At 71.6% G+C, this 12574-nt stretch carries 14 protein-coding genes; 10 read left to right on the forward strand and 4 right to left on the reverse strand.

The window, feature by feature from the left end; all coding sequences use genetic code 11:
* The first annotated feature begins 11 nt into the window (after window positions 1-11).
* The 3 genes from treZ (at window position 12) to ACM9LD_RS08895 (ending at window position 3940) form a co-directional block, all read left to right on the forward strand.
* Window positions 12-1751 carry a malto-oligosyltrehalose trehalohydrolase gene (gene treZ, locus ACM9LD_RS08885; protein WP_415676314.1) on the forward strand — a complete coding sequence of 580 codons (1740 nt, stop codon included), beginning with the start codon at window positions 12-14 and terminating at the stop codon, window positions 1749-1751.
* 56 nt (window positions 1752-1807) lie between these two features.
* Window positions 1808-2848 (forward strand): LLM class F420-dependent oxidoreductase, encoded by a 1041-nt coding sequence (locus ACM9LD_RS08890; protein WP_336670396.1) that lies wholly within the window; start codon window positions 1808-1810, stop codon window positions 2846-2848.
* Between the two features lie 66 nt (window positions 2849-2914).
* Window positions 2915-3940 carry an LLM class flavin-dependent oxidoreductase gene (locus ACM9LD_RS08895; RefSeq protein ID WP_415676315.1) on the forward strand — a complete coding sequence of 342 codons (1026 nt, stop codon included), beginning with the start codon at window positions 2915-2917 and terminating at the stop codon, window positions 3938-3940.
* Between the two features lie 3 nt (window positions 3941-3943).
* On the opposite strand, the gene ACM9LD_RS08900 is transcribed toward ACM9LD_RS08895, so the two are convergent.
* Window positions 3944-4375: a PPOX class F420-dependent oxidoreductase gene (locus tag ACM9LD_RS08900; RefSeq protein WP_415676316.1), complete on the reverse strand. Its 432-nt coding sequence runs from the start codon at window positions 4373-4375 to the stop codon at window positions 3944-3946.
* 80 nt (window positions 4376-4455) lie between these two features.
* Between ACM9LD_RS08900 and ACM9LD_RS08905 the strand changes: the two genes are divergently transcribed.
* Window positions 4456-4956: a hypothetical protein gene (locus ACM9LD_RS08905; protein WP_415676317.1), complete on the forward strand. Its 501-nt coding sequence runs from the start codon at window positions 4456-4458 to the stop codon at window positions 4954-4956.
* A gap of 19 nt (window positions 4957-4975) precedes the next feature.
* Here ACM9LD_RS08905 and ACM9LD_RS08910 read toward each other — a convergent pair whose 3' ends face one another.
* The 3 genes from ACM9LD_RS08910 to ACM9LD_RS08920 are packed head-to-tail and all read right to left on the reverse strand — an operon-like array spanning window position 4976 to window position 6945.
* The gene (locus ACM9LD_RS08910; RefSeq protein ID WP_415676318.1) at window positions 4976-5104 is read right to left on the reverse strand and encodes a DUF6054 family protein; all 129 of its coding nucleotides are present in this window, start codon (window positions 5102-5104) and stop codon (window positions 4976-4978) included.
* 29 nt (window positions 5105-5133) lie between these two features.
* Window positions 5134-6456: a threonine ammonia-lyase IlvA gene (gene ilvA, locus ACM9LD_RS08915; RefSeq protein WP_415676319.1), complete on the reverse strand. Its 1323-nt coding sequence runs from the start codon at window positions 6454-6456 to the stop codon at window positions 5134-5136.
* Window positions 6457-6498: 42 nt separating this feature from the next.
* Window positions 6499-6945, reverse strand: a complete 447-nt coding sequence (locus tag ACM9LD_RS08920) for a hypothetical protein (RefSeq protein ID WP_415676320.1) — start codon at window positions 6943-6945, stop codon at window positions 6499-6501.
* Window positions 6946-7018: 73 nt separating this feature from the next.
* Here ACM9LD_RS08920 and ACM9LD_RS08925 point away from each other — a divergent pair, with 73 nt between their 5' ends.
* The 6 genes from ACM9LD_RS08925 to ACM9LD_RS08950 are packed head-to-tail and all read left to right on the forward strand — an operon-like array spanning window position 7019 to window position 12554.
* Window positions 7019-8128: a sensor histidine kinase gene (locus ACM9LD_RS08925; RefSeq protein WP_415676321.1), complete on the forward strand. Its 1110-nt coding sequence runs from the start codon at window positions 7019-7021 to the stop codon at window positions 8126-8128.
* Window positions 8129-8806, forward strand: coding sequence for a response regulator (locus ACM9LD_RS08930; protein WP_415676322.1), 678 nt, complete (start codon window positions 8129-8131; stop codon window positions 8804-8806). It abuts the gene before it with no gap.
* A 42-nt stretch (window positions 8807-8848) separates the two neighbouring features.
* Window positions 8849-9823: an amino acid ABC transporter permease gene (locus ACM9LD_RS08935; protein ID WP_415676323.1), complete on the forward strand. Its 975-nt coding sequence runs from the start codon at window positions 8849-8851 to the stop codon at window positions 9821-9823.
* On the forward strand, window positions 9820-10590 hold the full coding sequence (locus tag ACM9LD_RS08940) for an amino acid ABC transporter ATP-binding protein (protein ID WP_415676324.1): 771 nt from the start codon (window positions 9820-9822) through the stop codon (window positions 10588-10590). The genes ACM9LD_RS08935 and ACM9LD_RS08940 overlap by 4 nt, the downstream gene beginning before the upstream one ends.
* 32 nt (window positions 10591-10622) lie before the next feature.
* Complete coding sequence (locus ACM9LD_RS08945) at window positions 10623-11540, forward strand: ABC transporter substrate-binding protein (protein WP_415676325.1); 918 nt, start codon at window positions 10623-10625, stop codon at window positions 11538-11540.
* A gap of 3 nt (window positions 11541-11543) precedes the next feature.
* Window positions 11544-12554 carry an LLM class flavin-dependent oxidoreductase gene (locus tag ACM9LD_RS08950; protein ID WP_415676326.1) on the forward strand — a complete coding sequence of 337 codons (1011 nt, stop codon included), beginning with the start codon at window positions 11544-11546 and terminating at the stop codon, window positions 12552-12554.
* The last annotated feature ends 20 nt before the right edge of the window (window positions 12555-12574 follow it).

Consider the following 12574-nt stretch of genomic DNA (forward strand, 5'->3'; position numbering starts at 1 on the left):
GTTGCGGACCTATGCCCACCTCGCCCGCCGCCGCAGCCGACCACGCCTTCGAGGTGTGGGCGCCGCGCCCGCGGCGGGTCCGCCTCTGGCTCGACGGTGCCGTGCACGCGATGCGCCGCGACGCGGACGACTGGTGGCGGGCCACCACGTCGGCCGCGCCCGGCGCGCGGTACGGCTTCCTCCTCGATGACGACGAGACCGTGCTCCCCGATCCGCGGTCGCCCCGCCAGCCCGACGGGGTGCACGAACCGTCTGCGCTGATACCGGAGGCCGATGGCCCGCGGTGGGCGGGCCGCGAGCTGCGCGGCGCAGTCGTCTACGAGCTGCACATCGGCACCTTCACCCCCGAGGGCACGTTCGACGCGGCCATCGAACGGCTGCCGCACCTGCGGGACCTGGGCGTCGGCTTCGTGCAGGTCATGCCGGTCAACGCGTTCAACGGCCAGCACGGCTGGGGCTACGACGGTGTCGGCTGGTTCGCGGTGCACGAGCCGTACGGCGGACCGTCGGGCCTGGAGCGGTTCGTCGCGGCCGCACACGATCTCGGCCTCGGCGTGCTGCTCGACGTGGTGCACAACCACCTCGGCCCGTCGGGCAACTACCTCGGGCGCTTCGGCCCGTACGAGACCGACGGCGCGAACACCTGGGGCCGCACCGTCAACCTGTCGGGCGAGGGCAGCGCGGAGGTCCGGCGCTTCATCCTCGACGACATCGCGTGGTGGCTGCGCCGCTACGGTGCCGACGGGCTCCGCCTCGATGCGGTGCACGCCCTCGTCGACCACTCCGATCGGCACCTCCTGCAGGATGCCGCCGCGCTCGCCGCAGAGCTGTCCGCGGAGCTCGGCCGACCGCTGGCCCTCGTCGCGGAGTCCGACCTCAACGATCCGCGCCTGGTCACGCCCGCCGATCTGGGCGGCTACGGGCTCGCGGCGCAGTGGAACGACGACGTGCACCACGCGATCCACGCCATCGTCTCCGGCGAGCGGCAGGGCTACTACGCCGACTTCGGCAGCCCCGAGTGCCTGACGACGGTGCTCACCGAGGGCTTCTTCCACGCCGGCACGTACAGCTCGTTCCGCGACCGGATCCACGGCACGAAGATCGACCCCGGGCGGGTGGCCCCGTCGCAGCTCCTGGCCTACACCTGCACGCACGACCAGGTGGGCAACCGCGCGCGGGGCGACCGCCCGTCGGAGTACCTGACCGACGGCCAGCTGGCGGCGAAGGCCGCGCTGGTCCTGTTCTCCCCGTTCACGCCGATGCTGTTCATGGGCGAGGAGTGGGGCGCCCGGACTCCCTTCCGCTTCTTCACCAGCCACCCCGAGCCGGAGCTGGCCCGCGCCACCGCGGAGGGTCGAAAGGCGGAGTTCGCGGAGCACGGGTGGCCGCCGGGCGACGTGCCCGACCCGCAGGATCCGGCGACCTTCGCCGCCTCGCATCTCGACTGGTCGGAGCCCGCGCGGCCCGGCCACGCGCGGCTGTTGGGCGTGTACCGCGATCTCATCGCGCTGCGCCGCGACCCGGCGCTCGCCGGCGACGACCTGCGCGCGATCGCCTGCGATCATCCGGGCGAGGCCACCTGGTTCGCCGTGCACCGGGGCGACCTGACGCTCGTCGTGAACTTCACCTCGGCGCCCGTCACGGCGCCGTTCGGCGGCTCACCGGTGCTGTCCTGGGAGGCACCGTCGGTCGGGGACGGCGCGACGACGGTGCCGGGCCACTCCTTCGTCGTGCTCCGCCGCGGTACCTGACCACAATCCGCGGGCACCCTGTCGCTAAGCGGTTGCTTTGTGAGAACCTAACGCTTATGCGAATCGGATTGGGCATCAACTACACGGACGGGTTCAAGGCCACGGCCGACGAGGTCCTCGACCTGGAGCGGGCGGGGCTGGACATCGTCTTCGTCCCCGAGGCGTACTCGTTCGACGCGGTCAGCGCGCTGGGCTACCTCGCAGCAAAGACGGAGCGCGTGCAGTTGGCGTCCGGCATCCTGCAGATCTACACCCGCACGCCCACGCTCACCGCGATGACGGCGGCGGGCCTGGACAACGTGTCCGACGGCCGGTTCATCCTGGGCCTGGGAGCCTCGGGCCCGCAGGTGATCGAGGGCTTCCACGGCGTGAAGTACGACGCGCCGATCGGCCGCACTCGCGAGATCATCGAGATCTGCCGCAAGGTGTGGCGCCGCGAGCGGCTGGAACACCGCGGCAAGTTCTACACGATGCCGCTCACCCAGGAGGACGGCGGCACCGGGCTGGGCAAGCCGCTCAAGCTGATCAATCACCCGGTGCGCGAGCGCATCCCGGTGCTGCTCGCCGCGCTGGGCCAGAAGAACGTGGCGCTGGCCGCCGAGGTCGCCGAGGGCTGGCAGCCGATCTTCTTCCTGCCGGAGAAGGCCAAGGACGTGTGGGGCGACGCGGTCGCCGAGGGCAAGGCCAAGCGCGATCCCGCACTGGGCGAGCTCGACGTCTACGCCGGGCCCGCGCTGGCGATCGGCGAGAACGTCGACCACCTGCTCGGCTTCGTCAAGCCGCACCTCGCGCTGTACATCGGCGGCATGGGCGCCAAGGGCAAGAACTTCTATCACACGCTGGCCACCAACTACGGCTACGGCGCCGAGGCCGACCGGATCCAGGAGCTGTACCTGGCCGGCGACAAGGCGGCCGCGGTGGAGGCGGTGCCGGATGAGCTGGCCCGCAGCGTCTCGCTCATCGGACCGAAGGGCTACGTCAAGGAGCGGGTCGCCGCGTTCGAGGAGGCCGGCGCGACCGTGCTCAACGTCGTGCCGATCGCGGAGGACGCGGCCGGCCGGGTGAAGCAGATCGAGGCGCTGCGCGAGCTCGTGTAGCAACCGCCACAACGTCGACGGGGGCGGTCCGGGATGATTTCCGGACCGCCCCCGGTTGTCTCTTCTGTGACCGAAGCACCCTTCCCCCGCCCTCGCCTGTCCCTGCTCGAGCTCGCCCCCGTCGTCGACGGTGCGTCCTTCGGCGACGCCCTCCGTGACACCATCGCGACCGCGCAGGAGGCCGAACGCCTCGGCTACGAGCGGGTCTGGGTCGCCGAGCACCACTCGATGCCGGGCATCGCCAGCTCCGCCCCCGCGGTGCTGATCGGTCAGATCGCCGCTGCCACCGAGAAGATCCGCGTGGGTTCCGGCGGCGTCATGCTGCCGAACCACCAGCCGCTCGTCGTGGCCGAGCAGTTCGGCACGCTCGACGCGCTGTTCCCCGACCGCATCGACCTCGGTATCGGCCGCGCGCCGGGTACGGACCAGCTCACCGCCCATGCGCTGCGCGGCGGCAAGGTCAGCGAGTCCGTCGACGACTTCCCCCAGGCACTCGCCCATCTCCGCGCGTTCCTGCGCGACGACTTCCCCGCCGACCACCCGTACGTGGCGATTACCGCGACGCCGGGCGTCGGCTCGAATCCCCAGATGTGGCTGCTCGGCTCGTCGACGTTCAGCGCGAAGCTCGCCGGCCTGCTGGGCCTGCCCTTCGCCTTCGCCCGGCACTTCGCGCCGCAGGCCACGCTGCCCGCGCTCGCCGAGTACCGCGAGACCTTCCGTCCGGGCGACCTCGACGCCCCCAACGCGATGCTGACGGTCACCGTCGTGGCGGCTGACACCGACGAGGAGGCGCAGCGCATCGCCGGGCCGGCGAAGGCGTCGATGTACCGGGTGCGCACCGGAAATCCCGGCCGGATGCTGACCTACGAGCAGGCCGCCGCGCAGCCTCTCACGCCCGAGCAGGAGCACGCGATCGCCCCGACCACGTCCGCGTGGATCGTCGGCTCGCAGGAGACGGTCCGCGACGAGCTCCGTGAGCTGCTCACCCGCACCCAGCCGCAGGAACTGATGATCTCCGGCATGATCCCCGGCCTCCCGGAGCGCAAACGCAGCCTCGAGCTGATCAAGGGCGCCGTCGACGAGCTCGGCTGAGCCTTAGGCCGTCACGTCGCCGTTGAACAGGACGCGCGTCGGGCGCACCCGCACGACGATCTCCTCGGGGACGGCGTTGCGCCGGCCGAACTCCGCGCCGCGCTCGGCGCCCATGTACCGAACGCCGCATGCGGTACAGATCTGCAGCAGGTAGTCGGGGTCGTCGACGAGCTCCGCGACGCCCTGCACCTGCGCGAACGCGTAGGGCGGCTCCTGCAGGTCGACGGACACCGCGACCCTCGGATCTTTCGACAGCAGTCGCCCCTTCGGGGTGTCACGCCCGGTCGCGAAGACGAGGGCACCGTCGTCGATCACGAACCAGACCGGCGTGGTGAGCGGGCGGCCGTCCCCGGCGAGGTAGGCGAGGTGGCCGGTGCGCGTTCCGGCGGAGAGGAAGTCGACGACGGCGGGCGTCAGGGTCTCGCTGATCTGCATGGGTCGAGGCTACGTCTCCACCCGGATCTCCACCCGTCGGTCGATCCGTCGCGGCCCGGATCGCGGCAGAGTCATCTTCCATGAACACAGCGACCACCGCCGTCATCGCCGTCCTCGCCATCGGCTGGATCTTCTACCGCCAGTTGCAGGCCCGTCCGCTCAAGGACAAGACCGCCCGCATCGCGCTCGTCCTCGCCGCCGTCGGCCTGGTCCAGACGGTGCAGTACGTCTCGAACGGTGGTGAGGTCGGCGCCGGCCACGTCGTCGCCGCGGTCCTGGGCCTGATCATCGCCGTCGCGCTGGCTTACCCGCGGGCATTGACCACGAAGGTCTTCCCCGGCCCCGACGGCCGATACCTGCGCCAGGGCACCGCCGCCACCATCGGCCTGTGGATCGTCGCGATCGCCCTGCACGTGAGCGTCGACGTCGTTGTGCCCCTCGCGATGGGCGACCACACCGGCCGCGGCTTCGCCGGCGTGACGACGATGCTCTTCATCGGCATCACCCTCTACGCGCAGAACTACTTCCTGCGGCAGCGCGTGGCCGCGCACCGTGCGCAGCACACGGTCTCGGTCGCCTGACGATCGCGGCCCGCGCCCGTCAGAGCTGAGCGAGCACCTGCTGGAGCTTCCTCAGGAAGGCGTCCTCGCCGAAGCGGTTGACCTTGAAGAACATCGCCTGACTGCCGGACGTGATCCCGGTCAGATACAGATTCTCCCCGTGCCCCACGAGCGTGAGACTCGCCCGGTTGGAGCCTGTTACGTCAGGTAGCGGTACGCCGGAGAGCCCGGCTCCAGCCGCTCGCAGTGCAGGCGCGAGGAGTCCATCCGCTCCAGCAGCGCGCCGAGATCGCCGGCGGTCCCGAGTTCGATGCCCACGAGGGCCTCGCCGGTATCGCGGTTGTTGCGCTTGACGTACTCGAAGAGGGTCACGTCGTCGTCGGGCCCGAGCACCTCGTCGAGGAAGCGGCGCAGCGCGCCGGGCTCCTGCGGGAAGGCGACGAGGAAGTAGTGCTTGAGACCCTGGTGCACCAGCGACCGCTCGATCACCTCGTTGTAGCGCGAGACGTCGTTGTTGCCGCCGGAGAGCAGGCACACCACCGTCGCGCCGGGCTCGAATCGCAGCTGCGCCAGCGCGGCCACCGACAGCGCGCCCGCGGGCTCCGCGATGACGCCCTCGTTCTGGTACAGGTCCAGCATCGCGGTGCAGATCGCGCCCTCGTCGACCTCGATGATCCCGAGCTCGCCGGCCGCGACGTCGTGCACGGCGTGCGCGGGCCACACGACCCCACCCTCCGACGCCGCGACGTCGTAGCCGATGGAGCCGATCCGCTTGACGGCGGCACCGTCGACGAAGGGGTCGATGGTGGGCAGGTCGATGGGCCCGCCGGCCTCGAGCGCACGCGCCAGCGACGGTGCGCCCGCGGGCTCGGCGCCGACGATCGTCGCCGACGGGGATTGCGAGCGCAGGTACCGCGTCACCCCGGCGAAGCAGCCGGCGCCGCCGACGGGCATGACGGTCACGTCGGGAACGACCCCGTCGAGCTGCTCGACGAGCTCGACGCCGATGGTGCCCTGCCCGGACGTGGTGCGCGGGTCGTCGAAGGCATGCACCCAGGTGGCGCCCGTCGACGCGACGTCCTCCTGGGCGGCGGCTGCCGCGGCGTCGTAGGTCTCACCGGTCGCGATCAGCTCGACGTACCGGCCGCCGTGCGCGCGGATGCGGTCCCGCTTCTGCTTCGGCGTGGTGGTCGGCACGTAGATCCGGCCGTGCACCTCCATGGCGCGGCACGCGAACGCGACGCCCTGCGCGTGGTTACCGGCCGAGGCCGCGACCACGCCGGCCGCCTTCTCCGCCTCGGTGAGCTGCGCCATCAGGTTGTACGCGCCGCGGATCTTGTACGACCGCACCACCTGTAGGTCCTCGCGCTTGAGGTAGACCTTGGCGCCGGTCAGCGCGGAGAGCCGCTCGCAGTGCTGGAGGGGACTCACCGACACCACCCCGGCGAGCCGCGCGCGGGCATCGATAATCGAGTGCACCGTCAGGTCGGCGGCGGCACTGGACATCGATGACGTAGACATGCGGGCCATTTTCCCACTCGCGCCGGACACGGCGTAACCCGCCTACGCCCGAGGCCCCGACGCCACTCCGGGACCGCGCCGTCCGCGCCGAACCGCGCGCACCGTCTCCACGACGGCGTGGCCCACCGCCAACCAGACGGTGAGCCCCATCGTCCCGCCCACCAGCAGGAACAGCAGGCCCACCACCCACAGGCCGGTGTCGTCCCGCGACGCCCACGCCGCCCACGGCACCGCGAACCCCACGACCGCGACCACGGGGATCACCGCCAGCAGCCAGACGCGCCGCAGATACGCGAACGCCGCGGTGCACGCGAGGACGATCACGGTTCCGCAGGCGATCACCTGCCACGGCCGGTACGGGCCCTGCGCGACTCCGTCGACCTCGTAGTACTCGTGGTCCCACCCGAGGAAGGCGAACCACGCACCCGCGGAGACGAGCGCGAGGGCCGCCAGGGTCAGGGTCACGCGCATGCACTCGATGTTAGCCATCGCGAATCGTCCGGTCCGTCGAACGACGGGCGGGTCGGAAGCACCGCGCACGATCGCGTGCCATCATGACGAGGTGCTGGACGGGTTGCGGACGAGGATCACGCTCGTCATCGCGGTGGCCGGCGTCGTGGTCGCCGGCGCGACCCTCGACTTCCACCGCGACAGCCCGTGGACCGCCGTCCTGTTCACGATCGCCGCGGCCGGCGTCGTCGTCCGGTGCCTTCCGGAGGACCGGGTCACGCTGCCCGCGCGGGTCGCGACCGAGGCCGCGACCGTGGTCGCCGCCGGCGTCCTGTTCGCGCTCCAACCGAACGGCGCGCTCGGCGTCCTGCTCTACATCTCGACGGTCCACCTGGGCGCAGCGTTCCCGGCGCGCATCTCGGTCCCGCTCGCGGTGCTCGCGGGGGCCAGCGTCACCGCGACCGCGTCGCTCACCGGCCCCACCGACTTCAATGCGATCTGGATCGGCGTCTCGGTCACCGCGACAGTGTGGGCCGGCATCGCGGGTCGCAGCCGACGCGAACGCACGCGGGCCCTCGAACAGCTCGTGGAACAGACGAAGCTGACCGCGGAGTCCGAGTCGCGCAGCAGCGCGCTCGCCGAACGCGCCCGGATCGCCCGCGACCTGCACGACGTCCTCGCCCACACCCTCTCCGGGGCGGGTATGCAGCTCGAGCTCGCCGACGCCCTCCTGGAGGCGAACCGGCCCGACGACGCCCGCGCCGCCGTCCAGCGCGCCCGCGGCGCGATCGCGGACGGGGTCACCGAGGCCCGCGGCGCCGTCCACGCGCTGCGGGAGGACACCGTCGACCTGCCCGCGACGCTCGCCGCGCTCGCGGACGGCCCCGACGAGACTGCCGAAACCGAACCGGTCGAACTGACGGACCTGCAGGCCCGGGCGGTCCTGCGGATCGCCCAGGAGGCGATCACGAACGCCCGACGGTACGCCGCCGGCGCGCCCGTCGTGGTCCGCCTCTCCCCCGCGCCCGACGGTGCCGAGCTCACCGTCACCAACGGGGCCGGGACCGCGACCGCCGTCCACGGCTCCGGCATGGGGCTGATCGGCATGCGTGAGCGCGCCGCCGAGGCCGGCGGCTCGCTGCACGCCGGGCCGACCGGCGACGGCGGCTGGGCGGTCCGCCTGGTGCTGCCCCGCCCGTCCGATCCGATCAAGGAGCTGTGAGTGAACGACATCCGAGTGGTGGTCGCCGACGATCAGGCCGCGGTGCGCGAGGCGCTCGCCGCGATGCTCGACCTGATGCCCGGGATCGCGGTGGTCGGGGCCGCCGCCGACGGGCTCGAGGCGGTCGCGCTGGTCCGCGAGCACCGCCCCGACGTACTGCTCACCGACCTGCGGATGCCGAACCTCGACGGCGCCGGCGCCACCGAGCGCGTCCTCGCCGACGCGCCGGACACCGCCGTCGTCCTGCTCACCACGTTCGACGACGAGGAGTCGATCCTCCGCGGGCTCCAGGCGGGCGCGCGCGGCTACCTCACCAAGAACGCGGGGCGGGCGGAGATCGCCGCCGCGATCACCGCGGCCGCCGCGGGACAGTCGGTGCTCGATCCGCAGGTGCAGCAGCGGCTCCTGGCGTCGGCGACCGGGGGTTCCGGAGCCGGGCGGGCACCGTCGACCCCGGCGGTAGCGCCCGCCGACCTGACGCCCCGCGAGACCGAGGTGCTGCGGCTCATCGCGGACGGCCTCACCAACCGCGACATCGCCGCGCGGCTGTTCGTCAGCGAGTCGACGGTCAAGACGCACATCAACAATCTGTTCGCGAAGGCGCAGCTCCGGGACCGTGCGCATGCCGTCCGCTACGCCTTCGATTCCGGGATCGCCGCATCCGGTCAGGGCGATTGAAAACCTTCTTCTCTGCGCGCCAACGACTTACGGTCGGACATCATGGCGACAACGATCCTCTCCCCGTCGCGGCCCGCACAGGGCCCGCCGGCGGACACCTCCACGGCACCGGTGCGCCTGGTGCCGCGCCGCCGCCCCGGACGGTGGATCGCGGCCGCCGTCGTGGCCGTCCTCGGCGCGATGGTGGTGCACACTCTTCTCACCAATGAGCGCTTCGAATGGCCCACGGTCGCGCACTACTTCACCCAGGAGGCGGTGCTCAAGGGCCTCTGGCTCACGCTGTGGCTCACGGCGGTCACCTTCGCCGCCGGCTTCGTGCTCGGGATCGGGCTCGCGGCGATGCGGCTGTGGGGCGGCCCGGTACTCCAGACGGTGTCGTTCGTGTTCGTCTGGCTGGTGCGCTCGGTGCCCCCGCTCGTGCTCCTGCTCTTCTGGTTCCAGCTCGCCTCCCTGTACCCACAACTGTCGCTGGGCATCCCATTCGGGCCGGAGTTCGTCACCTTCAACACCACGCACCTGATCAGCGGCCTGGTCGCGGCGTTCATCGCGCTGACCATCGACGTGGCCGCGTTCGCCGCGGAGATCGTGCGTGGCGGCCTCGTCTCGGTGGATCCGGGGCAAACGGAGGCCGCCCGGTCACTCGGGCTCAGCCCGCGGCGCATCTTCCGCCGCATCGTCCTCCCCCAGGCGATGCCGGCGATCATCCCCGCGTCCGGCAACCTGCTGATCGGACTGCTGAAGTCGACGTCGCTGGTCAGCGTCATCGCAGTGACCGACCTGCTGTACTCGGTGCAGCTCGTCTACAACCAGAACTTCAAGGTGATGCCGCTGCTCCTGGTAGCGACGATATGGTACATCGTGATCACCTCGGTGCTGGCCGTGGGCCAGTACTTCGTCGAGCGCCGCTTCAACCGGGGCCGACGGGACGCCCGACCGTTCCGCGAGGTCCTCGCCGACGCGGCCCGCCTGCGCCCGCGGCTCCCCCGCGCCGTCCGCACGGCGGGAGACCGAGCATGAGCGCGATCGAGGTCCGCGGGCTCCGGAAGTCCTTCGGCGGCACCGAGGTGCTGCGCGGCGTCGACCTGGACGTCGCCCAGGGCGAGGTCGCCATCATCCTCGGCCCCTCCGGGTCCGGGAAGTCGACTCTGCTGCGCTGCATCAACCACCTGGAACGCCCCGATGCGGGCTACGTCCGCGTCAATGACGACCTGATCGGCTACCGCGAGGCCGGCCACCGCGGCAATGCCACCGTGCTGCGCGAGCTGCACCCCCGGGACGTGGCACGCCAGCGCCGCCGCATCGGCATGGTCTTCCAGCAGTTCAACCTGTTCCCGCACTTCACCGTCCTGGAGAACCTCACCGAGGGCCAGCTCGCTACCGGCGTCTCCACCGCCGAGGCCGCCGAGCGCGGGCGCGAGCTCCTCGCCCGGGTCGGGCTCGCGGGCCGCGAGAAGGCGTACCCGTCGCAGCTCTCGGGCGGACAGCAACAGCGCGTCGCGATCGCCCGCACCCTGGCCATGCGGCCCGACGTCGTGCTCTTCGACGAGCCCACCTCGGCGCTCGATCCGGAGCTCGTCGGCGAAGTGCTGGCCGTCATCCGGGATCTCGCCGAGTCGGGCCTGACCCTCGTGGTCGTGACCCACGAGATCGGCTTCGCCCGCGACGTCGCCGACACCGTGATCTTCATGGACGACGGCCGCATCGTCGAGACCGGCCGGCCCGACGCGATCTTCGCCGACGCCGAGCACCCCCGCACCCGCGAATTCCTCGCGGCCGTGCGCTGATCCCCCGCTAGATCCGAGTCCAAGGAGACCCCATGCGCAGCCGCGCCCTGCTCGCCCTGCCCCTGATCGCCGCCGCCACGCTCCTCTCGGCGTGCGGCGGCTCGTCCGATCCGGCGGCCGAGAGCTCGAGCTACCCGATCCCCACGCAGGACGTGGTGTCGTCCGTCGCCGTCGACCCGGCCGCGCAGGCTCTGCTGCCGGCGGGCACGAAGGAGCTGACGCTGGGGCTCACCCGGCAGCCCGGCATCAACAACCTGCCGCACGCCGGCGAGGTGCCGGACGGCAACCCCGTGGGCCTGGATGTGGACCTGCGCAACGCCGTCGCGAAGGCGCTCGGCGTGACCTGGAAGCAGGAGATCGGGACCTTCTCCACGATCATCCCGGGCGTCCAGAACGGCCGGTACCAGGTGGGCCAGGGCAACTTCGGCGTGACCAAGCCGCGCCTCGAGATCGTCGACTTCGCGACCTACCTCAACGACGGACAGTCCTTCGTCGGCTCGTCGAATTCCGGTCTGACGAGCGTGAAGACGCTGGAGGACCTGTGCGGCAAGAAGATCGTCACGGGCTCGGGCACCACCTTCCAGCAGATCCTGGAGAAGGGCGTCGACCAGTGCACGTCGAAGGGCAAGCCCGCGTACACCGTCCAGTACCTCGACGACCAGGGCGCCGTGATCCTCAGCCTGCAGAACAACAAGGTGGACGCCTACTTCGGGCCGACCCTGTCGCTGCGCTACCTGGTGGACAAGGTGCCCGGCACGAAGTTCCTCGGTGAGTACTCCACCACCGTGGTCGGTTTCGTGACGGCCAAGGGCTCCCCCATCGCGCCCGCGATCTCGCAGGCGATCAACACGCTCATCGCCCGCGGCGAGTACCAGAAGCTGTTCGAGAAGTGGAAGGTCCCGTCCTCGGCGCTGCCGAAGTCCGAGATCAACCCGACCGCGGGGTTCTGACCGATGGCGATCGAATCGCTCGCCTTCCTCACGCCGGGCAACTACGTCGACGACGATCCCGCCTCCGGTCTCGAGGACACGCTGCGCCTCATCGCGTTCGGCGAGGGCCTGGGCTACCGCGGCGCCTGGGTACGCCAGCGCCACCTGGAGCACGGCATCTCCTCCGCGGCCGTGTTCCTCGGGGCGGCATCCCAGCGCACGTCGACGATCGAGTTGGGCACCGCGGTCATCCCGATCGGCTACGAGAACCCGTTCCGCCTGGCCGAGGACCTGTCGCTCGCGGACGCCCTGTCCCGGGGCAGGGTGCAGCCCGGCTTCTCCACCGGGATGCCGCACGCGGACCTGCTCGCCGACGTCGTCTTCGAGGGCGACTGGCGCACCTTCGAATTCGGCCACGCGCGGGTGGCGCGCACCGTCGAGCACCTGCGCGGCGCGTACCTCGGCGACGAGGAAGCGCGGATCGAGTCTCCCGGGAACGTGCAGCGGCCCCGGCTGCAGCCGCACACCCCCGGCCTGGCGGACCGCTCCTGGTACGGCGGAACGTCGCTCGGCTCGTCGCGGTGGACCGGTGAGGCCGGCCTGCACCTGCTGACCGGCAACATCGTCTCGGCCGCGGGCATCGACTCCGATGACTTCGGCACGGTCCAGGCCACCCTCATCGACGCCTTCCGATCCGCCGGCGGGGCCGGCAAGCGGGTCGCCGTCGGGCGGGTGATCGTGCCGACGGACAGCGCCGACCGGGCTACCGTCGCGCGCTACCGGGAGTACGCGCGGTCGCGCTACGACCGCACGCTGACGCCGCACGGCGACAAGCGGACCCTGTTCGCCGAGGACCTCGTGGGGCCGATCGCGGAGATCGCCGAGCGGCTCGCCGCCGACCCCGCGTTCTCCCCGGAATCCGGGCCGGTCACCGAGTTCCGCCTGGAACTGCCGTACGAGTTCGACGTGCGCGACTACGAGCAGATCCTCACCGATGCGCGCGGGCTGCTGCCCGCCCTGTCGTCGGCGGCCTGACGGGGCCGGTCACAGCCCCT

Origin of the sequence: Tsukamurella hominis, from assembly GCF_965137015.1 — a bacterium.
Taxonomy (GTDB): domain Bacteria; phylum Actinomycetota; class Actinomycetes; order Mycobacteriales; family Mycobacteriaceae; genus Tsukamurella; species Tsukamurella hominis.